Origin of the sequence: Halobaculum limi (genome assembly GCF_029490015.1) — an archaeon.
Classification (GTDB): Archaea; Halobacteriota; Halobacteria; order Halobacteriales; family Haloferacaceae; genus Halobaculum; species Halobaculum limi.
On sequence record NZ_CP120468.1, the window covers coordinates 1,920,120 to 1,939,717 of the forward strand.

Annotated in this window: 23 protein-coding genes and 2 tRNA genes; 10 read left to right on the plus strand and 15 right to left on the minus strand. The window is 66.9% G+C overall.

The genetic code is table 11. The features are described 5' to 3' along the window. Positions 1–48: 48 nt before the first annotated feature. Positions 49–130, minus strand: a tRNA-Ser gene (locus P0D77_RS09590). 47 nt (positions 131–177) lie between these two features. Next, complete coding sequence (locus P0D77_RS09595; RefSeq protein WP_277552830.1) at positions 178–924, minus strand: TIGR04282 family arsenosugar biosynthesis glycosyltransferase; 747 nt, start codon at positions 922–924, stop codon at positions 178–180. 60 nt (positions 925–984) lie between these two features. Between P0D77_RS09595 and P0D77_RS09600 the strand changes: the two genes are divergently transcribed. Then, positions 985–1,200 carry a hypothetical protein gene (locus P0D77_RS09600; protein ID WP_277552832.1) on the plus strand — a complete coding sequence of 72 codons (216 nt, stop codon included), beginning with the start codon at positions 985–987 and terminating at the stop codon, positions 1,198–1,200. Between the two features lie 58 nt (positions 1,201–1,258). On the opposite strand, the gene P0D77_RS09605 is transcribed toward P0D77_RS09600, so the two are convergent. The 3 genes from P0D77_RS09605 to P0D77_RS09615 form a co-directional block, all read right to left on the minus strand. Beyond that, positions 1,259–1,855 carry a uracil-DNA glycosylase gene (locus P0D77_RS09605; RefSeq protein WP_277555777.1) on the minus strand — a complete coding sequence of 199 codons (597 nt, stop codon included), beginning with the start codon at positions 1,853–1,855 and terminating at the stop codon, positions 1,259–1,261. A 107-nt stretch (positions 1,856–1,962) separates the two neighbouring features. Then, positions 1,963–3,837: a Glu-tRNA(Gln) amidotransferase subunit GatE gene (gatE, locus tag P0D77_RS09610; protein WP_277552834.1), complete on the minus strand. Its 1,875-nt coding sequence runs from the start codon at positions 3,835–3,837 to the stop codon at positions 1,963–1,965. A gap of 90 nt (positions 3,838–3,927) precedes the next feature. Beyond that, positions 3,928–4,095: an HVO_2901 family zinc finger protein gene (locus P0D77_RS09615; protein WP_277552836.1), complete on the minus strand. Its 168-nt coding sequence runs from the start codon at positions 4,093–4,095 to the stop codon at positions 3,928–3,930. Positions 4,096–4,609: 514 nt separating this feature from the next. On the opposite strand from P0D77_RS09615, the gene P0D77_RS09620 reads away from it, so the two are divergent. Further along, positions 4,610–5,200 (plus strand): AsnC family transcriptional regulator, encoded by a 591-nt coding sequence (locus P0D77_RS09620; protein ID WP_277552838.1) that lies wholly within the window; start codon positions 4,610–4,612, stop codon positions 5,198–5,200. 36 nt (positions 5,201–5,236) lie between these two features. On the opposite strand, the gene P0D77_RS09625 is transcribed toward P0D77_RS09620, so the two are convergent. Beyond that, entirely contained in the window at positions 5,237–6,652 is a 1,416-nt protein-coding gene (locus P0D77_RS09625; protein ID WP_277552840.1) for a class II fumarate hydratase, read from the minus strand. Between the two features lie 177 nt (positions 6,653–6,829). Here P0D77_RS09625 and P0D77_RS09630 point away from each other — a divergent pair, with 177 nt between their 5' ends. Continuing rightward, on the plus strand, positions 6,830–7,006 hold the full coding sequence (locus tag P0D77_RS09630) for a hypothetical protein (protein ID WP_277552843.1): 177 nt from the start codon (positions 6,830–6,832) through the stop codon (positions 7,004–7,006). A gap of 90 nt (positions 7,007–7,096) precedes the next feature. After that, complete coding sequence (locus tag P0D77_RS09635; protein ID WP_277552844.1) at positions 7,097–7,582, plus strand: SRPBCC family protein; 486 nt, start codon at positions 7,097–7,099, stop codon at positions 7,580–7,582. Positions 7,583–7,639: 57 nt separating this feature from the next. On the opposite strand, the gene P0D77_RS09640 is transcribed toward P0D77_RS09635, so the two are convergent. The 4 genes from P0D77_RS09640 to P0D77_RS09655 form a co-directional block, all read right to left on the minus strand. Further along, a complete protein-coding gene (locus tag P0D77_RS09640; RefSeq protein ID WP_277552846.1) occupies positions 7,640–8,557 on the minus strand; it encodes a DMT family transporter in 918 nt (305 codons plus the stop codon). Positions 8,558–8,790: 233 nt separating this feature from the next. After that, positions 8,791–9,615, minus strand: coding sequence for a 7-cyano-7-deazaguanine synthase QueC (gene queC, locus P0D77_RS09645; RefSeq protein WP_277552848.1), 825 nt, complete (start codon positions 9,613–9,615; stop codon positions 8,791–8,793). Positions 9,616–9,624: 9 nt separating this feature from the next. Next, positions 9,625–10,401 (minus strand): 7-carboxy-7-deazaguanine synthase QueE, encoded by a 777-nt coding sequence (locus P0D77_RS09650; RefSeq protein WP_277552850.1) that lies wholly within the window; start codon positions 10,399–10,401, stop codon positions 9,625–9,627. A 4-nt stretch (positions 10,402–10,405) separates the two neighbouring features. Continuing rightward, complete coding sequence (locus P0D77_RS09655; RefSeq protein ID WP_277552852.1) at positions 10,406–10,894, minus strand: 6-pyruvoyl trahydropterin synthase family protein; 489 nt, start codon at positions 10,892–10,894, stop codon at positions 10,406–10,408. A 192-nt stretch (positions 10,895–11,086) separates the two neighbouring features. Here P0D77_RS09655 and P0D77_RS09660 point away from each other — a divergent pair, with 192 nt between their 5' ends. Beyond that, complete coding sequence (locus P0D77_RS09660; RefSeq protein WP_432764842.1) at positions 11,087–11,443, plus strand: 2Fe-2S iron-sulfur cluster-binding protein; 357 nt, start codon at positions 11,087–11,089, stop codon at positions 11,441–11,443. Between the two features lie 52 nt (positions 11,444–11,495). Beyond that, the gene (locus tag P0D77_RS09665) at positions 11,496–12,299 is read left to right on the plus strand and encodes a response regulator (protein ID WP_277552854.1); all 804 of its coding nucleotides are present in this window, start codon (positions 11,496–11,498) and stop codon (positions 12,297–12,299) included. A 70-nt stretch (positions 12,300–12,369) separates the two neighbouring features. On the opposite strand, the gene P0D77_RS09670 is transcribed toward P0D77_RS09665, so the two are convergent. Further along, a tRNA-Tyr gene (locus tag P0D77_RS09670) sits at positions 12,370–12,443 on the minus strand. Between the two features lie 116 nt (positions 12,444–12,559). Between P0D77_RS09670 and P0D77_RS09675 the strand changes: the two genes are divergently transcribed. Together P0D77_RS09675 and P0D77_RS09680 are read left to right on the plus strand one after the other, a co-directional pair. Beyond that, the gene (locus P0D77_RS09675; RefSeq protein WP_277552856.1) at positions 12,560–13,342 is read left to right on the plus strand and encodes a hypothetical protein; all 783 of its coding nucleotides are present in this window, start codon (positions 12,560–12,562) and stop codon (positions 13,340–13,342) included. Positions 13,343–13,344: 2 nt separating this feature from the next. Continuing rightward, entirely contained in the window at positions 13,345–13,902 is a 558-nt protein-coding gene (locus tag P0D77_RS09680) for a cupin domain-containing protein (RefSeq protein WP_277552858.1), read from the plus strand. A gap of 14 nt (positions 13,903–13,916) precedes the next feature. Here P0D77_RS09680 and P0D77_RS09685 read toward each other — a convergent pair whose 3' ends face one another. Beyond that, positions 13,917–15,776: a DEAD/DEAH box helicase gene (locus P0D77_RS09685; RefSeq protein ID WP_277552860.1), complete on the minus strand. Its 1,860-nt coding sequence runs from the start codon at positions 15,774–15,776 to the stop codon at positions 13,917–13,919. 140 nt (positions 15,777–15,916) lie between these two features. Here P0D77_RS09685 and P0D77_RS09690 point away from each other — a divergent pair, with 140 nt between their 5' ends. Continuing rightward, positions 15,917–16,669, plus strand: a complete 753-nt coding sequence (locus P0D77_RS09690; RefSeq protein ID WP_277552861.1) for a hypothetical protein — start codon at positions 15,917–15,919, stop codon at positions 16,667–16,669. A gap of 66 nt (positions 16,670–16,735) precedes the next feature. Here the strand turns inward: P0D77_RS09690 and P0D77_RS09695 are convergent, their stop codons facing one another. The 3 genes from P0D77_RS09695 to P0D77_RS09705 form a co-directional block, all read right to left on the minus strand. After that, positions 16,736–17,215 (minus strand): hypothetical protein, encoded by a 480-nt coding sequence (locus tag P0D77_RS09695; RefSeq protein WP_277552862.1) that lies wholly within the window; start codon positions 17,213–17,215, stop codon positions 16,736–16,738. A gap of 296 nt (positions 17,216–17,511) precedes the next feature. Further along, complete coding sequence (locus tag P0D77_RS09700; RefSeq protein WP_277552863.1) at positions 17,512–18,072, minus strand: TATA-box-binding protein; 561 nt, start codon at positions 18,070–18,072, stop codon at positions 17,512–17,514. Between the two features lie 78 nt (positions 18,073–18,150). After that, the gene (locus P0D77_RS09705) at positions 18,151–18,639 is read right to left on the minus strand and encodes a hypothetical protein (protein ID WP_277552864.1); all 489 of its coding nucleotides are present in this window, start codon (positions 18,637–18,639) and stop codon (positions 18,151–18,153) included. Positions 18,640–18,733: 94 nt separating this feature from the next. Between P0D77_RS09705 and P0D77_RS09710 the strand changes: the two genes are divergently transcribed. Then, positions 18,734–19,591, plus strand: a complete 858-nt coding sequence (locus tag P0D77_RS09710) for a hypothetical protein (RefSeq protein ID WP_277552865.1) — start codon at positions 18,734–18,736, stop codon at positions 19,589–19,591. Positions 19,592–19,598 lie beyond the last annotated feature (7 nt).

Below are 19,598 nucleotides of genomic sequence, written 5' to 3' on the forward strand. Positions count from 1 at the left end.
AACGAATAGCGACCGCACCCACTCGCGTCGCTCTTGAGTTAGCAAAGTCGGTGGGGCTGGGATTCGAACCCAGGAGGCTTGCGCCATCTGCTTTCAAGGCAGACGCAATAGGCCACTCTGCCACCCCACCACGACTCACCCTACCGCGGTGGCCGTCTAAGACCTAACGGTCCCGACTCAGCCGTCGACCACGATTTCCCCGCCGCGCACGCGGAGGCCGTGGTCGTGGACGAACGTCGCCGTGTGTTCGGGGACGACGCGTTCGGCGTCGATACGACCCCACACGACCGGGAGCAGGTCTCGCAGGTCGGCGGCCGTCTCCACGCCGACGTGCATCGGGAGGAACTCGACGCTGTGGCCGGCGTCGCCCGCGCGGGCGACGAGCGTCTCCAGTTCCGGCCCCTCGAAGGCGTCTTCGTAGTCGACGGGCGCGGTAAAGCCCGCGTAGTAGGTTCGCCCGCGCGTCGACGGCCCGAGGACGGTCTGGTTCTGTCGGAGTTTCATCGCCGCCGAATCGATGACTGGCCGGGTGAGCAACGGCGCGGTGCCGCGCGTGACGGCCACGGAGTCGACGCCCTCCTCGCGCAGGAGGTGGGTCGAAGTGTTACCCGCGCGTGCGGAGAACGTCGATCCCACCTGCTGTTCGAAGCGGGCCTCGGAGACATCGTCGAGCGTCTCGGCCGCGAGGCTCCGCAGTTCCGCCTCGCTGGCGGTGTCGGTGACGAACTCCTCGGGCAGGAGGTCGTCCGGCCGGAAGTTCACGAGGAGGTCGCCGCCGGAGCGTTCGACGGCGCGGAACGTGTCCCGGAGCGTGGCCGCGTACAGGTCCGCCGCCTGCTCGGCGGATAGCGGCGTCGTCTCGACGAGGTCTGGGAGCACGAGTCCGGAGCGTGGCGGGTCGGCGAGGACGGCGACGACGGTCATACTCGACTTCTGGACCGCGACCTGCAAAGGGGTTATCAAACGTCCCAGCGCAGAGGCGGTATGGATCTCACCGGCTCACTCGTCCGTCTCGGCTCGCTGGTCGCCGTCCTCGGGAGTCTCGCCGCGTTCGGACTCCTGTTCGTGAACCTCACCGCGGACGGCGTTCCGCTCGTCGGACTGCTCGCGACGTTCCTGTTCGTCGTCGTCGCCGTCGTCGCCGCTATCGCGTGGGGTCGCCGACTCGCACTCGTGCGCGGGGAGACGCCGTACTGGTGAGTCGGCACGGTCGCACACACCCGCGCAAGTCTTCACGACACCTGAGTCTACGTCGCTGTTATCGGCTCCGCCGACCCTTCGTCTGCCGGTAATCCCGCGAGAAGACGTTCTCCAGTACGTGGTCGACGAACGCGTCCGCGTCGTCGTCGGTGAGCGTCTCTACGTCTTTCATCGGGAGCAGTTCGAACCCTCGCCCGCGAACCGTCGTCGCGTGTTCGGCCGTCGCGTCGAAGGAGTCGGGCGCGCGGGTGGTGTACTCCAGCGCGAGTGCTTGGAGGGGTCGCTGACCGACCGGGACGATGAGTTCGGGGTTGATCATTCGTACCTCCGCGTTGAGGAACGGCTCGCAGTTGCGCTCCTCCTCCTTGGTGGGCGAGCGTTCGGGGTGGCGACACCGCGTGAGATAGGTGGTGTAGACGTTCTGGAGGTCTGGTTCCTCCGCGTCGGGTGGTGACCGCGATAAGCCGAGGTCACCGAGCACACGCTGGATGCGTTCGCCATACTCGTCGCCAGTGAAGGGGACGCCCGTACGCTCGGCGCCCGCGGTCGGCGCTTCACCGAGGACCAGCACTTCCGCCTCCGCGTCGCCGTAGCCGTGGACGATACGCTCGCGACAGTCGACGAGCGCAGGGCAGTGTTGGCAGTCGGTGTCCATCCCGTAGGGGTTCGACAGTTCCTCCTGGTGCGGCACTACACTGGAGTCGGAGACGCGGAAGAATAACGGTACGGGTCGGTCGGCAGATGAGAATACGCTGTCGGCGATTACGCGCGCTTCTGAATCTCTTCGCGGAGCACGTCGCTGACGATTTCGCCGTCGGCCTTCCCGCGGAGCGCGCCCATCGCCTCGCCCATCAGGCCGGAGAACGCGCCCATCCCCTGGGTTTCGACTTGGTCGGCGTTGCGCTCGACCACCTCGACGACGGCCTCGCGAACCTCCTCCTCGTCGACGCCGGCGAGTCCAGCCTCCTCGACGGCCTCCTCGGCGGTGAGGTCGGGCTTGTCTGCGAGGACGGTGAGCACGTCGTTGACCCCCTCCTTCGCCAACTCGCCCGACTCGACGAGCGTGAACGTCGCCACGAGGTGGTCGTCAGTCAGCGACTCGACGGGCACGTCGTCGCGACGCAGTTCCGTCAGCGTCGACTCCAGCGTCGTCGCCGCGAACGTTGGGTCGACGCCGTCGGCGACGACCGACTCGAACAGTGGCATCCGGCGGCCGTACGCTACCTGCTCGGCGAGGCCGGCGTCGAGGCTGTACTCCTCCTGGTAGCGCTCGACCTTCTCGGTGAGCAGTTCGGGCGTCTCGACCTCGCTGGGGTCGGGTTCGACCGGCGGTACGTCAGTCTCGGGGTACAGGCGCGCGGCGCCGGGAAGCGGGCGGAGGTAGCGCGTCGTCCCGTCGTCATTTGCACCGCGCGTCTCCTCGGGGACGCCCTCGATGGCGACCGCGGCACGGTCGGCGGCCGCGTCGATGGCCAACTCCGCAGTCTCCCCGTCGTCGGCGACGAGGACGACCGCATCGTCGTCACCGGCGTCGACTGCCTCCCGGAGCGCTGTGACCTCCTCGGCCGTGACCCCGTACGCCGGGAGTTCGTCCGTGTGGAAGACACCGCCCGCGCCGTGCCGTTTGGCGTGGTCGGACAGTTCCGTGCCGAGGCGGCGGTCCGGTGCGATCTCACGGCCGACGAGGCCGTCAAAGCCGTCGAGACGAACCGCGCGGACGACGCCACCCGAGTCGAGTGCGCCCGCGATGACGCCGGAGTCAGTGTCGGCGAACACGTCCGTCACGTTCGTCGGGTCGCCCACGGCCGCGTCACGGGTCTCCAGTTCGGCCGCGATGTCGACCAGTTCCTTCTGTCGCCGCACCTCTGTCTCGACGATCTCCGAGATCTGATCGAGCGCCTGCACGCCTTTGATCTCGACGCGTGCGCCCTCCGCGATGGAGACGTTCACGTCCTGGCGGATGGTTCCGAGGCCGCGTTTCACTTTCCCCGTCGACCGCAGGAGCATCCCGATGCGCTCGGCGGCCTCCTGTGCCTGTGCGGGCGAGGAGATGTCCGGCTTCGTTCCGATTTCCACGAGGGGGATGCCCAGGCGGTCCAGCGAGTAGCGCACGCCGTCGTCGGTCTCTTCGACCCGCTTGGCCGACTCCTCTTCGAGCATCAGGTCCTCGATGCCGACCGGGCCGTCGTCAGTCTGGATCGCACCCTCCTGTGCGAGCAGCGTCGACCGCTGGAAGCCAGAGGTGTTCGAGCCGTCGATGACGATCTTCCGCATCACGTGCGCCTGGTCGACGACGTTCATATCGAGGAGGTCGGCGATCTGCATCGCGACCGCGAGTGCCTCCTCGTCGATCTCGTGGGGGGGTTCGTCGTCCTCCTCGACGAGACAGGTGGTGTCGTACGCGAGGTACTCGAAGGTGCGGTCGACCTGTGACTCTTCGAGCGCAGCCTCGTCGATCTCGCCGAGTTCGGACTTCGTCGGATGGAGATAGCGAGTGATGGTCCGCTCGGCGTCCTCGGGTTCGCGAAGCGTCGTCGGCGAGTTACAGAACAGTTTCGTCGCCGTGTCGAGTTGCTGGTGGATCTCGAGGCCGGCGACGAGACCCAACTCCTCGGGATCGAACGAACGGTCGGTCATTGTCCGGACGTGTGGCGGCCGGGGAGAAAAAGGGTGTGAGTCGGGGCGAAATCCCCCCGCGTCCACAGTCGACGATGGCTGTCGAACGCGTTACTCGACGCGTTTCAGCCCTTCACCGATACCGGTGGCCTGACAGTCTTCAGTCGGGCACGCGTAGTGCCAGCCGTCTTCTGTCGCCTGTCCCTCCGGGAACTCCGCGCCGCATCGTCGGCAGCGCAGAAGATCTCGACCGGTCGCTCGCGCGGTGAGCTGAGGCATACTGCTACCTTCGCCCGGGAGGAATTGAACGTACCGGTATTTCACGGCCGCTTCGAACCGATTTCGAGCGTCCTGAAGGATCGAAACTTCGGAATCGGTCTCTGGTCGTAGTTCGATTGTACGCGCTCCGCTCCAGTTCAAGTACGAACGAATTACCCCCTCTGAACCGTCGAATTCGAAGCTGCGGGTCAAACAGATATGCAAGGTGTGCAAAGCGTGCCAGCAACCGAAGCGACAGCACACGTTCCCCGTGAAGCCCCACGTAATCACCCGACAATGTCGACCTACTTGTCAGCAATTCCACCAGATCTCGAGTGCGAAGGCCGTGTGATATGATAGCATATTGTCGCCTGTCGGCGCGAGCGATCCCCGTTTGGAATCAGTACTCGAACGGCTGTCGCGCCTCCGCTCGCTGTGTCGACATCGGAGTATGGCTCTGATACGAACGTATACTGGCCGATTCGCGTTTGGATCGCGGGGTAGCTTCTTGCCGACTCGGTCCGTGCTAGCACCAATGCGTGACCTCGACGAGACGGATATGCAGATACTCCGGTTACTGGCCGACGACGGGCGGCGGCCGTACAGCGAGATTGGGCAAGCGGTCGATCTGTCGGCGCCTGCGGTCTCCGACCGTGTCTCACGCCTGCAGGAGGTGGGTGTGATTCGTCGGTTCACCATCGACGTCGACCGCTCCACCCTCCGTGCGGGGACCCCCGTGTTGCTCCGATTCAACCTCTCGCCCGGCGGGACCGACGAGGTTCGTGAGGCGTTGCGTGCGAGCGAGGCCGTCGAACACGTCTTCACGACCGCCGAGAGCGACCTCCTCGCGTACGCCCGCATCGAGGGCGAGGCGGTCGGCGAGTGGGTGGCGAGCGTCGTCGGCGCTGACGCGGTCGACGACTACACGGTCGAACTCGTCGCCGACGTCGACTGGACGCCGAGCGTCCGCGCGACCGAGTTCGCGCTGGAGTGTGCCGAGTGCGGCAACAGCGTCACCAGCGAGGGGACGACGAGCAGGGTCGGTGGGACGCTGTATCACTTCTGTTGTCCGACCTGCGAGACGCAGTTTACCGAACGGTACGAACGGTTGGAAGAAGCGAGTTAGGAGTCGAACGGACTCTGCAGGCGCGAGGGCCGACGCTTACTCCTCGCCGAGGATGCCGCGGTGGGTCATCGCCTCCGGATCGAGGACCTCGTCGGCCTCCGCCTCGGTGAGGTACCCCTTCTCGAGGACGACCTCGCGGACGGTCTTCCCCTCCTTGAGCGCGGTCTTGGCGACTTCGCTGGCCTTGTCGTAGCCGATAGCCGGGTTGAGCGCCGTCGCCAGCGCCATCGACTGCTCGACGCGTTCGGCGGCGTACGCCTCGTTCGCCTCCAGTTTCGCGACGAAGCGCTCGCCGAACACCTCGCTGGCGTTCGCGAGCATCGCTGCCGACTGGAGGAAGTTGTGCGCGAGGACGGGCTTGTAGAGGTTGAGGTCGATCTGCCCCTCTGCAGCACCCGCAGACACGGCGGCGTCGTTGCCGACGACCTGCTTGTGGACCTGGTTGACCGCCTCGGCGACGACGGGGTTGATCTTGCCAGGCATAATCGAACTGCCGGGCTGGTTCTCTGGTTGCTCGATCTCACCGAGACCGTTTCGCGGGCCGGACGCGAGCAGGCGGAGGTCGTTGGCGATCTTGTTGAGACTGCCCGCGACGGTGCGGAGCGCGCCGTGTGCCTCCGACATCGCGTCGTGGGCGGCCTGCGCCTCGAAGTGGTTGTCCGCCTCGCGGAACTGCGTGTTCGTCTCCTCGGAGATGTACTCTGCCGCGAGTTCGGGGAACTTGGGGTCGGTGTTCAGCCCCGTCCCGACCGCCGTGCCGCCGAGTGCGAGTTCGCGGAGGTGGTAGCGGACGTCGCCGACGCGCTTGATCCCTTTCTGGACCTGTGCGCGGTAGCCGCCGAACTCCTGGCCGAGTCGAACGGGCGTCGCGTCCTGCAGGTGCGTGCGACCCGTCTTGACGACGCCGTCGAACTCCGCCTCCTTCTCCTCTAAGGCGGCGTGGAGTTGCTCCAGCGCAGGCATTAGGTCCTTCTCGACGGCCTCGAGCGCGGCGACGTGCATCGCCGTCGGGATCACGTCGTTGCTCGACTGTCCGAAGTTGACGTGGTCGTTCGGGTGGATGACGCGGTCACCGACCTCCGCGCCGGTGATCTCGGCGGCGCGGTTGGCGATGACCTCGTTGGCGTTCATGTTCGAGGAGGTGCCCGACCCCGTCTGGAACACATCGACGGGGAACTGGTCGTCGTGGTCGCCCGCGATGACCTCGTCGGCCGCCTCGATGATCGCGGCGGCGGTGTCCTCCTCTACGTGACCCAGGTCTCGGTTGGCCTGCGCGGCGGCCTTCTTGACGACGCCCAGGGCACGGACGAAGCGGCGGCCGAACGTGACGCCGCTGATGGGGAAGTTCTCGACGGCCCGCTGGGTCTGTGCGCCCCAGTAGGCGTCGGCTGGAACCTGCATATCCCCGAGACTGTCCGATTCGACGCGGAACTCCTCGTTGTTGTCGCTCATACGCGCCGACTCGGAGGGAGTCGTCGTAAAAGCCACCGATACCGACTGCCCGTCGATCTGTCACACGAGCCGTGTTGACACGGCTTGATCGAGTTGAAGTGTGATTCGATTGAGAACAGTGGTACGGGGCGACAGGCCCCCGATAGCTCGCAGACTGCCCTCTTGGAATTCGAGACGATGTATCCCCGACTGCCGGCCGATTCCCGGCCCGACGACGCGTATCGCCCGCCGACGAACCTCACGATGGCCGTCGCCGTTGCACTCGCCGTTCCGCTCGCACTGCTCGCGCTCACGACTCCGCCGTTCGCCGTCGGCGTCGTCGCCGGCGCGTTCGTCGCGACGGTCGCCCGCTGACCGCCGCCCGGCCCTCCCCTTACCAGGCCCTCCTTCCGGTTCGATAGCCGCCGCCGATGCGTGTTTCACCCTGCAGCACCACGATAGCGTATGGCTACGTACCGCCGTCGCGTCCGCGTCGCGGCCCCGTTCGAAGACGTCTGGGAGTTTCACTCCAAGATATCCGGGCTCGACGCGCTGACACCCGCGTTTATGAATCTCCGAATCGACAGCGTGACCGGTCCAGACGGCGAGGTAGACCCAGAGATACTCGAAGCGGGGACGACTATCGAGATGAGCGTCCGCCCGTTCGGCGTCGGCCCGAGACAGCCGTGGGTCGCCCGTATCGAGGAACGTGAAGCTAACCTCGACGCCGGCCGCGCCCGGTTCGTCGACACGATGGAGTCTGGACCGTTCCCGACGTGGCGACACACGCACCGCTTCTACGAGTCCGGCGACGAGACAGTCGTCGACGACGAGGTGCGCTACGAACTGCCAGGCGGTTCGCTCGGTCGGGTGGCGTCGCCGCTCGGGTGGGTCGGCTTCGATCCGATGTTCCGGATGCGCCATCGGACGACGAAGCAACTGCTGGAGTGACAGGAGGCGAGGCGGCGACACGAGCGGTCCACGTGGGGAAAGCACCCGGACGCACCGCTACGCGTCGCGCGCACGTGCGGTCGTAATGACACCCGCGAGGACGACGCCGCCACCGAGCACCGTGACGAGCGACGGGTACTCTGCGAGCAGCACCATCGCGAGGATGGTACTACCGATTGGTTCCCCGAGTAGCGAGACGGAGACGACGCTCGACTCGACGTGCGCGAGCGCCCAGTTGATCACAGTGTGGCCGAACACGCCGGGGCCGGCGGCCATCGCGAGGAACAGCACCCACTCCTCGATGGGATAGCCGACCAACGAGTGCCCGCTGGCGAGCGTCGCCGCAAGCAACGTGACCGCACACGTCGCGTAGACGACGACGACGTACGGGAGCAGTGGCAGTCGCTGGCGGAGCGACCGGCCGAGCAGGACGTACGCGGCGGCCCCCGCTGCTCCCACCACGGCGAGCGTGTTGCCGTACAGCGGGTCTGGCCCGGCGACTGCTGGTGCGGCGCCCAGCAGCGTATCGCCCGCACTCATCACGAGCATCCCGACGAGGGCGACGGCGATACCCGCGACTGTTCGCGGGCCGACCCGTTCGTCGAGGAGTGCCCACGCGCCGACGACCACGAACAGCGGTTGTGCCTGCACGAGCGTCACGCTCGCGGCGATGCTGGTCCACTGGAGGCTCTCGAACCAGGAGGCGAAGTGGACCGCGAGCGCGACGCCCGACGCGACGGCGAGCACGAGGTCTCGCGGGCGGATGCGAGCGAACGCGGCGCGGTCGCTCGGGCGGGCCAGCGCCACCGGGAGCAAGAGTGCAGTGGTGAACACGACTCGATACAGCGCCTTCACGAGGCTCGGCGCGTCGCTCCACTCGACGAGGATGGCGCTCGTCGAGACGGCGAGGACGGCGACTGCGAGGCCGGCGAGCGGCGGGACACGCTCTTCGACCGCGTCGATGGCGGCGAACATCGAGATACGCGAGCGTACGCGAGTGGCCGGGAAGCCCTTGCGGTTCTGACAGCGTCGACACTGACCGCGTGGCGAACAGGCGACACAGCCCCGGCTGCTCGCAGGGACATAGTGACCCGCGGACGGCGTGTCGCGCTACCGCTCACGCCCGCGGTCGTCGGTCACGTCACGGGAGGGGTGGTCGCGGTATCGTACAAAGAGGCTCGTCCGAGAGAGTCGCCGTTCGGGCAGGTTCAGGCGTCGTCGACCAGGTCGCCGTTCTGGTCGTCGCCGTCGACGTAGTCGGGGCGCTGTTCGTACGCGATTGGGTCCTCGATGCCGAGTCGCTGGAACGCCTGCAGACGGAACGCACAGGCGTCACACGTCCCGCAGGCGGGTTCCTCGTCGCGGTAGCAACTCCACGTCAGATCGTAGGGGACGCCGAGGTTGGTCCCTCGTCGGGCGATGTCGGTCTTGGAGTCGGTGACGAACGGGACGACGATGTCAATGTCCGTTTCGGGTTTCGTCCCTACGTCGACCATCTGTTCGAACGCCTCGAAGAACTCCGGGCGACAGTCGGGGTACCCCGAGTAATCCTCTGAGTGTGCGCCGACGAACACGGCCTCGCAGTCGTTCGCCTCGGCGTAAGAGACGGCCATCGACAGGAGGTTCGCGTTGCGGAAGGGGACGTACGACGAGGGAATTTCGTCGTCTTCGGCGTCCATATCGGCGTCCTCGACGGCCATCGCCGCGTCGGTGAGCGAGGAGGCGCCGATGCGTGCGAGGTGGTCCGTCTCGATGTGGAGGAAGCCCTCGACGCCCATCTCCTCGCGGAGTGCCTCGGCACACTCGAACTCCTTCGTCTCGGTGTTCTGTCCGTAGGAGGTGTGCAGGAAGTGGAGGTCGTACCCGCGGTCGCGGGCCTCGTACGCGGTCGTCGCGGAGTCCATCCCGCCGGAGACGAGGACGACCGCTTCGGGGCGGTCACCGCCGTCCGTACGGAGGCTGTTCTCGGACTCGATGTGTGCGGTCGCTTCGTCGGTGGTGTCGGTGTCGTCGGCGATAGGTGTGTACGTCATATCGGAAGATCAGGTCTCAGGGGCGTCGTTCCAGAGGTCGACGTGGATTCGCGGCGTGTAGCGGTAGCCGTGTTCGGTGGCGAGGTTCGCAACCGTCTCGCGAGTGCCGTCCAGCTGTTCGCGCGTCTGTCCCTCCGGCATCAGGAGAACGTCTGTACCAGGAACCGGGGCGCTCGCTGCCTCGCGGACTCGTCCGACGAGGTCGGTTATCTCGGCCATGTCGTCGGGTCCGGTCACGACGAACTTCAGTTGGCTGTCGTAGCGTTCGACGAGGGTGGCTAGCGCGTCGATGTCGATCCGATTCTGCTCGTGACGCTCGGCCCAGTCGCCCGCGTCGGCGTCCGCGGGCGTTCGTTCGGGTGTTGGCGTCGAAGAGGCGAGTTTCGGGCTGATACTCGCCAGATCGATCGGCGTCTCGGGCGGCGGGACGACCGTCCCGTTCGTCTCGACCGTGAGGTGGTAGTCGTCGCCGAGGCGCTCCAGCAGGGTGAAACTCTCCTCGTGGATAGTCGGTTCCCCGCCAGTGAGGACGACGTGCTCCGGGGCACGGTCGTGGACGGCCGCGACCACGTCGTCGACGCTCATCCACGCGTGCGTTGGCTCCCACGACGTGTGATACGAGTCGCAGAACCAGCACCGGAGGTTACAGCCACTCGTGCGGACGAACGTGCTCGGGACGCCCGCGAGTTTCCCCTCCCCCTGCAGCGACGCGAACAGTTCGTTGATCGGAAGTGCGGAGCCCTCGGGCGCGGCCTCCGGGCGGTCGACGTCGCTCGTGACGGGCATCGACTCAAACCCCGCTCGCGCACAACTCGGCCGTCTCGCTGACGTGAACGGTGACGTCCGAGACGCGGTCGGGGAGTCGCTCCCGAAGCGTCTCCTCTAAGACGACGCTCATCACCTCTGCCGTCGGCGGCGCGTCGAGGACGACTAGCGCGTCCTCGTCGCCCGAGACGGTGAATCCCTCGACGAGTGGGTCGCCGTCTTCGAGGAGGAACATGTGGTCCCACTCGTCGATGACGCTCGTGACGACGCCTTTGTCGACGACCCATCCCTCGGGACCGAGTTCGCCGACGATTCGGACCGTAATCTCGTAGTTGTGACCGTGTGGACGGCTACACTTCCCCTCGTGGCGCAAGAGTCTGTGTCCCGCAGAGATGCGAATGGGACGGTCGCCCCCGACGACGAGTTCGCGCTCACCCGCAGCGGAGAGCCGCTCGACGACGGCCTCGTCGTCGAGTTTGTTCGGGCTGTGTTCTTCGAGTGTTCCGTCAGTCATACCTCGAGAGTACCGGGTCGTCGTTAAGTGTCTATCCGATCCGTTCGGTCGTGATACGGGACACCACATCGGCGACACCGCTTATTGCCGAACCACCCGTTAGGCCACACCGTGACTAGCGAGAACCGGACGTCGGCCGGCGACGACGACCATACGGACGGCGACGACGACCATACGGACGGCGACGACCGGGTGTTAGTCCGCGTTCGCCACGCCGATGGGGAGGTGACGATACGGATGCCGCGAGGGGAGACGCTTCGCGACGCGTTGCTCGCCGCCGACGCACGCACAGAGGTGGACGCCGACCTGTCGCCGTACGCAGCGGCGACGAAGCGGCTCAACTGCGGCGGGCGCGGACTGTGTGCAACCTGCGGTGTACGGATCGTCGACGGGCCTGCGGCGACTCACTGGCACGACCGCCTCGCCGACCGCTTCGGCTATCCGCGACTCTCGTGCCAGATCAGCGTCGAAGAACCGATGACCGTCTCACTGGTCACCGACAAGCGCGTCTGGGGCGGTCGACGGCCACGCGCCGGCGAACCTGATTAATTATTGATTGGTTTGCAAAGCTGTAAATAATCACGTCGCCATCTGGATATGTATGTGCAAGTCCCTGCTGAATCGGCGTGGACCACCCGCAGTCCTCCACGTCGACGACGACGGGACGTTTCTGGAGTTGGTCGAGGCGTTTCTCACAGACAGACACGGCTTCGAGGTGACGACCGCCACGGACGCCGATGCGGGCCTCGACGCGCTCGCTGACGACGAGACGGCGGTCGAGTGTGTCATCAGCGACTACGAGATGCCGGGACGGAACGGAATCGAGTTTCTCCGGGCCGTTCGTGAGCGTCGCCCCGACCTGCCGTTCGTCCTGTACACGGGGAAAGGATCAGAGAGCGTCGCCGCCGACGCCATCGCCGCGGGCGTGACCGAGTACATCCAGAAGGAGACTGGGACTGCCCAGTACGCTGTCCTCGCCAACCGCGTCGAGCAAGCGGTCCAGCGGTATCGCAGCGACCGCCGCAGCCGTCGCCGACTCGCGGCCCTCGACGCCGCCCGAGAGGGCATCTGTCTCATCGACGACGCCGAGACGTTCGAGTACGTCAACCCCGCGTACGCCACCCTCTACGGATACGACGCCGCCGACCTGATCGGATCGGACTGGCGAACCGTCCACCCCGACGACGAGGTCGACCGCATCGAGTCGGACGTGTTCCCGACCGTCGAGGCGCGCGGCGGGTGGAGCGGCACGTCGGCCGGACTGCGATCGGACGGCACCACTTTCCCCGAGTCGAAGTCGGTCCAGACGCTCGATAGCGGTGGGTTCGTCATCGTGGTGTGCGATATGGAGCGAGATGAACGGCAGTTCGATCCCGCTGAAGTGGCGAGGCAGTTCAGCGACTGACCGGGTCACGCGTTCCGTGACGAACAGCGACCGCTCCCAGTTGTAACTGCCGAATGAGATTCGAGAGAAGTCCGGGTTCCCCGATTTGAACGGGGGGCAAGCCGATCTACAGTCGGCTGCTCTACCAGGCTGAGCTAAACCCGGGTACATCAACAAATACCCGCGGATTCAGACTTAAGGGTTCCCATTCGGTGGCGGTTCGTCACGCCGAACCACGGTTCCGTCGCGGGGTTTATCGCGCCCGACGAACACCCGCGAGCATGAGCGACGACGAGCACCGACAGGCGACGTTCGGCGCCGGCGGCGAACTCTCCGAACGCGACCCCGACGCCGCGGGTGTCAACGACTTCGGTGACCCGAAAGGGGCCGACGAGACGGACGGCGGCTACAACCGATACGCGGTGTCGAGTCTCCTCCAAAAGGCGGTGCGGCGCTCGGACGAGGAAGTGGCGGCGTGGGCCGCCTGGGAACTCGCGCGGTCTGGATTCGCGTGGAACCTCTGGGAACGGCTCCAGTTGTACGTCGTCGAGGACCTTCGGGCGGGCCAAGACGTGGCGCTTCTGGTCGACCGCTACGAACGCCTCGCGAACGACCGCTGGGAGCCCGGCGAGTGGCGCGGGCGACTGTGCGCCATCCACGCGGCGCTGGCGTGTGCCCGAGCCACTTCCTCGCGAGAGGGGCCGAATGCCGACGAGTTCTTCCGCAACGCCGCGTCCGCGCGGGCGGAGGCACGCGAACGAGGCGAAGACCCGCCGGTCGACTTCCCCGTCGGCGAGTTCGAACCCGACGGCGAGTACGACGTCGCCTTCGACAAACACACCGGCGAGGGGAGTCGCCTCGGTCGTGACGCGGAGTTCTTCAAGACGCACGGCGCGCGGGTCGGTCCCGAGGGTGAGGACGAGCAGAGCGCCCGCTGGCAACGGTTGAATATGGCGCTGCACGACGTGGAGTTCTCCGAAGACCAGATCGAACACGCCGTCTCGGCGGTCGACGACAACGAGAAGTGGGCGGAGCCGTCGTTCGACGGCGACGACGGAGTGTAACCGTGGAGCGGACCGCCGTCAGCGACATCGACGCTCCAGACTCGTCCGGTCACTCACTCACCGATGCGCTCGGAACCGAACACATCGCGGCACACTGGTACCACCTCTCTCCGGGCGAGGGTCTCCCAGGTGGTCTCCACGCCCACGTCGACCAAGAGGAGGTGTTCCTCGTCGTCGCCGGTGTCGCCGCGTTCGAGACGCTAGAGGGAGAGGTTCACGTCGAGGCGGGGGAAGCGATCCGGTTCGCGCCCGGCGAGTACCAGTCCGGTCGCAACGCGGGCGACACGGAACTCGACGTGCTCGCGCTCGGGGCCCCTCGCGATAGCGACGACGTGCGTGTCCCGGCGACGTGTCCCGACTGCGGAGCGGGGTCGCTTCGCCTTGAGACCGACGACGGGCTGACGTTCGGCTGTCCGGCCTGCGCTGCCGAGCACGTTCCGGCGTCGTGTCGGGACTGCGGGAGCGATGCGCTCGCGTTCACCACCGACGATGGTGGAGACCCAGTCGTCGAGTGCGGTGACTGTGGCACTCACTTCGACGACGTGCCACTCGTCCAGTAGCCCCGTTCACGGGGCTACTCCACGGTTCGCTCGTGAACTCGGATCCCCTTCTCTGCGAGGTGATTCATCTGTCGCTGCGCGAAGTCCTCCTCGCTGGTGCCGCGCGTCGCCAGTACGTACACGAGCGCCGACCCGACGGGGCGCATCGTCCGCCCGGCCCGCTGTGCCCCCTGACGACGGCTCCCGCCGAGGCCAGAGGCGACGACTGCGAGTTCGGCGTTCGGCAGGTCGATTCCCTCGTCGGCGATGCGTGAGACGACGAGCGTTCGGACGTCTCCTTGGCGGAACTCTTCGAACAGGCGCTGGCGGACGTGGTGTGGCGTCTCTCCGGAGACGAACGGGACGCCGAGGGCGTCGGACAACTGTTCGCCCTGGTCGAGGTAGTCCACGAACACGAGCGCCTTCGCGTCGCCGTGTTGCTCGCGGAGGCGACGCACCTCGTCGGCCTTCGCGGGGTTGCGCGCGGCGGCCATGTGTCGTTCGCGGCCGTCGGCGTTGGCCCACTCGTTCTGTGCCTCGTCGTCGCGCCACGGGACGTACCGAATCTCCACCTCGGGTTCCTGCACGAACCCGGCGTCGAACAGCGCTCCCCAGTCGGTGCCGATAGGCGGGCCGATGAGCGTGAATATCTCCGCTTCGTTGTCGTCCTCGCGGATGGGCGTCGCCGAGAGGCCGAGGCGGTGTTTGCTCTGGAGGTCCGCGGAGCGTCGGAAGACGGGAGATGGGATGTGGTGACATTCATCATACACTATCAGCCCCCACTCCCGAGAGTCGAACAGCGAGCGGTGGCGGTCCATCCCCGCCGTCTGGTAGGTCGCGATGGTGACCGGGCGTATCTCTTTTTCGCCGCCGTGGTACTCGCCGATGTCCTCGGCCGTCAGGTCGGTGTGTTCGAGTAATTCCGCCTTCCACTGGCCCGCGAGTTCACGCGAGGGCACGAGCACGAGCGTCTCGCCGCCGACCGTCGCGAGGACGCCGAGGGCGGCGACCGTCTTGCCCGACCCCGGCGGCGCGACGAACACGCCCGCCCGCTGGTCGGTGAATCGGTCGACCCAGTCCTGTTGGTACGCTCGCAGGTCCGCTTGGAGCGTCACGTCGAGTGGTTCTCCGGTTTCGAGGTCGCGCTGGTCGATAACCGGGTACCCCGCCTCGTAGAGGACGCGCTTGACCGTCCCGATTTCGCGCTCGTTCACCCACGACTCGGTGTCGGAGAGGTCCGCCTGCAACACGGATTCGTCGAGTTTCTGCCGCGCGACGTTGCCCATCAACTCCTCGCGGTCGGCTTCGAGAATCACGTACCCGTCCTCGTGCGTGCGGAGGCGGAACTGCCGCGCACGCTTCCACTGGTTCTCGACCCACTCTTCGAGGTGCGGCGAGCGTCGCGGCAACACCGACCGCATCCGCGCGAGCAACTCTGAGAACGTCTCGTACGGTGCCGCCCAGATGTCCTCTTGGCGTATCTCGTAGAGGTAGCCGCGCGTCCCTGGTTCGGTGCCGGTCGAGTCGACGAGGTGGGCGAAGTCCGCGAGCATCGCGCGGGTGTACTGCGTCGGCTGGTCGACGATGACTTGCCGCCGCTTCGGGAACAACACGACTCGCTCGCGGGCGGCGAGGTCGCCCCACGAACTCGGGTAGTACACGACCGGGTCGGACTCGACGTCGAGCCGTTCGACTGTCCCCGACTCCGAGAGGGAATCCAGTTGCTCGCTGGCGGCGGCTTGCGTCCGGTCAGTCTCGCGGGCGACCTGCGTGGCAGTCAGCACGGGCCGCCCGGCGGCCTCGACAGCGTCGTAGAAGCGGTCTATGGTGAGGTCGTCGACGGACGCGTCCCCGTCGTCGGGGTCGGTCGTGCCGTCGGCGGCGTCCTCCGTCATCGCCCGCTGTAGGGGCGGGGGGCGTAAATGCCACGCGCTCGGCGTGCGACCGTGCTTAGTCGTCTCTTTGGTGCGTCCACACCCGCCGACACCGCTCGCTGCGCGTAAGCGACTTCACCGGGCACGCCGTACGGTTCGTGATGAGCATACGGCAGGTAGATGCCGGAGCCTCGTTCCTCGCCGACCGTGGCTACGAGGTGCGGCGACCCGACAGCGGTGCTGAGCCACCGGCGGTGGCGACGCCGGACGACGACGCAGACCCGCCGTTCGGGACGGCCCGCGAGACGGCTATCGACCCACTCGCGGACGCCGACCCGACGACGGTGTTGTCGCGACTGTGGACGAACCGGAATCACGACCGCGCGACGCTGTTCGTCGTCGACGATACGGAGACGGCCGAGGCGGTGGCCGACCTCCTCGCGCCGCCACTGGGCGTCGTGTCCGCCGATGCCGACGGCCGCCGGACGTTCTTCGACGGCCCCGACCGAGTGCCGTTAGCGGAGGGTGGCTACGCGGCGGTCCCTGCCAGCGACGAGGTCGAGTGGCGCGAAGTCGGGAACGGCGAGACGTTCCAGTTGGTGTTGCGGACGGACGATGGAGAGGTGCTCGGCGCACTCGACGGCGTCGGCAACCTCGACTGCCCGCCGCGAGCGACGTTCCCGTACGCGTACGTCCGCGACGACGACAAGCGCATCCGCGTCCACGACTTCCACGGTCGGCCGGTCGAGACGTTCTCCGGTATCCGAGCGATGCGTGAAGGCGGGTTCGCGCCGGTCGCGGCCCCGCTGGTCCCCGAGCACATGCTCGACGGCGACGTCGACGGCTGGTGGGGCGTTCTCGTCACCGCCGACGACTCCGTCGTGACCGCGCCAGCGGACTCTCCAGAGCGGTAGTACGGAACGCGGTCGCTCCTCTCCCTCAGACAGAAGGTCGTCGATACACGGCGTGGCACCGAGGCGTCAGCCGCTATCGCACGGCAACGCACACAGCTCTCGCTTCGATCGGAATCGCGCCGCGCAGTCGACACACTCGACGTGGCCGTCGCCGGCGTCCGTGCGGACGGTGTGGCCACCAACCTCGAACGGGCGCGTCACGACGCGCGGGCGGATGCGACCGGGTATCTGTCGCTGTTTGTGTTCCGAGAGGTCGGCCCGCAGTTTGATGGTGTGAACGTCCGCCTCGCTCCAGCGGTCCGACGCCATCGCCGCCTCCCAGTCGGCCACTTCGGTCCACCCGGTCACCAGTACGGGTGAGGGCGTGTCCGTGTCGCCGAGAACGACGACGAACCGGACGCCGTCGCGGACGAGTGCGAAGCGCCAGCCGTCGCTGGAGTTCCAGCGGAGTTGTCCCGAGCGAATCGCCTCACTGACCACCGGGAGCGTGATGTACCGCCCCTGCTGGCGGAGGCGCTGCCTGAAGTGGTCAGTCTGTGAGTACAACGAGGGGTCTCGTTCGGGAGGGGCAGAGACGTCTCGGGCCCGTTCGGGGGTGCCGGGCGTGCGGGTTCGAGCCCGGGTGTTCGAAGGCGAGCAGCCGCGACCGGTGTGCGCCGACGCCGGAGGGACGTCAGCGGCGCCCTGTCGGGAAGCCACTATGCCAGTCACTGTGTGTCCCGAGTATATACTTATTTCCCCGATACCGGAGCTACATCTGGTCGGTCGTCGACGCTGGTATGCCAGGCTACGATCGGCTCACGAACGGGAATACGGAGCCGCTCCCGGGCGGAAGGAGGCGCTTATCCGAGGAGGCCGAGCGCTTCGATGCGGTCGACGATCTCTTCGACCGCTTCCTCGGCGTCGTCGGTGCGCTTGCCGCCGGTGATGACGATCTTGCCCGATCCGAACAGGAGGATCACCACGTCCGGTTCGTCCATCCGATAGACGAGGCCGGGGAACTGCTCCGGTTCGTACTCGACGTCCTCGAGGCCGAGGCCGATAGCGAGGGCGTTCAGGTTGAGCTGGTGGCCCAGGTCTGCCGACGAGACGATATTCTGGACGGTGATGTCCGGGTCGTCCTCGACGGGAATCTTCAGCCCCCGGAGCTTCTCGAAGATGATGCCGAGCGCGTCGTGCACGTCGTCGATGCTCTTCGCGCCTGTGCAGACGATCTTGCCCGAGCGGAAGATGAGTGCAGCCGCCTTCGGGTCCTGGGTCCGGTACACCAGACCGGGGAAGTTGTCCGGGTTGAAGTCAGCGCCCGGGAGGTCCTCCGCGAGCGCTTCGAGGTCGAGCTCCTGCCCGATCCCCGTCGATGCCACAACGTTCTGAATCTCGATGGATTCTGCAGGGTCCGTCATACGTCGTCGTTCCTCTACGTATCCCTTATAAACCGACGGTTTATAAAGCCGGGTGTCTCAGTAGCCGCCGCCACTCGGTCACCGCTCGTCGGAGGGGTCGTTCGCGGACCGCCGGGCACGAACCCGTTCGACAGTCTCCCGTGGGCATCCCGCTAGCGACGCTGCCCGGGCCGTCGTCACGCCGAATCGCTCGCAGGCGACGACTGCGCCGACGGCTGCCGGAGGCGCGTTGTCACGCCCCGGATTGTGGTCGGTGTCGCCCGCGTCGGCTCCCGCGCTCCCGTCGACCGGAATCTCGCTCGACGCACCGCCAGGCCCCGCCGGTTCGACGGGCGACGCCGCGAACGTGGGGTCGTGTTCGCGGAGTCCGATCCACGCCACCAGCGTCGTCGACAGCGCCGTCAGTGCCGGGTCCTCGCCAGACTCCTCGCGCAGCGTGTCGAGCGCGCCGACGAGCGCCAGCGCGCGCTGTGCGTCGCCGACGGTGAGTGCGTGCTCGATGGCGGCGTTCTGCACCGTGACGACCGGCGTCTCCGTCGTCGGACCGCCTCGCTGTCGGGCGTCCATACCCACCCCTGGGTACGAAGACGGATAAGGTGATTTCACGGCTGATAGTTTCTCCCATACCTTTATTACTCGGACCAAGTAGGATTCATTTACTATGGGAGCCGAAGGAACAGTACCTGACCGTGGTGCGATCCACGCCGACGCCGAGTCGATGGCGCGAGCGGTCGGCACCGGCGACCACGTCGCACTGATCGCACGCGGGACAGTCGACGCGTGGCACAGGCGAGTCGAACGTGCCGCTCCCGGCTCCCCCGACCGATCGTATCTCGTGAGCCTCGACGACACAGTTCGTGGTGCGGCCGCCACAGCCACCTCGGGTACCACACCACAGAGTCGACAAGTGACCAACAGCGTCGTTCTCGCGACCGCCGAAGCACCGTTCTCGGGTGCCGAGTCGTTTCGAGCGGTGCTTTCGGAGGGGCTCTCAGACGCCGCTGACGGCGGCACTGTCGTCGTCGACGACCCCAGTGCGTTCGTCCCGGCGGACGCGGACCCGGGGGCAGTCGTGGAGGGGGTGCTCGCCGTCGCCGACGAGTTCGGCGTCGAGTTCCACGCGGTGGCGACGGGCGACGGTGCGGTGGTGGCGGCACTAGCGCGTCGGCTCTCCGGCGCGGACACCGACGCCGACGCCGCCATCGCGGCGCAGTCGCTCGACTACCTGCGCGAGACGGACCCGACGAACTTCGGGTATCTCCGCAGGTACTGGCGAGAGGCGCGCCGCGGCCTGACGGCCGTCGAGATGACGTACCCGCAGTCGAAGCAGGTGCACGCGGCGCTCTCGGACCCGGAGACGACCTCTCGAACGCTGGGTGCAGCGTTGCAGGCACTCGTGAAACTGGGTGCGCTGGGTGTGTGGGGCGACACCGTCGCCGCGAACCGCTACGACCTCACTCAGTTCGATCCGGCCCGCATCGACGCCGTCGGCGCGGCGCTCGAAGCACTCGACGACTGACCAGCGG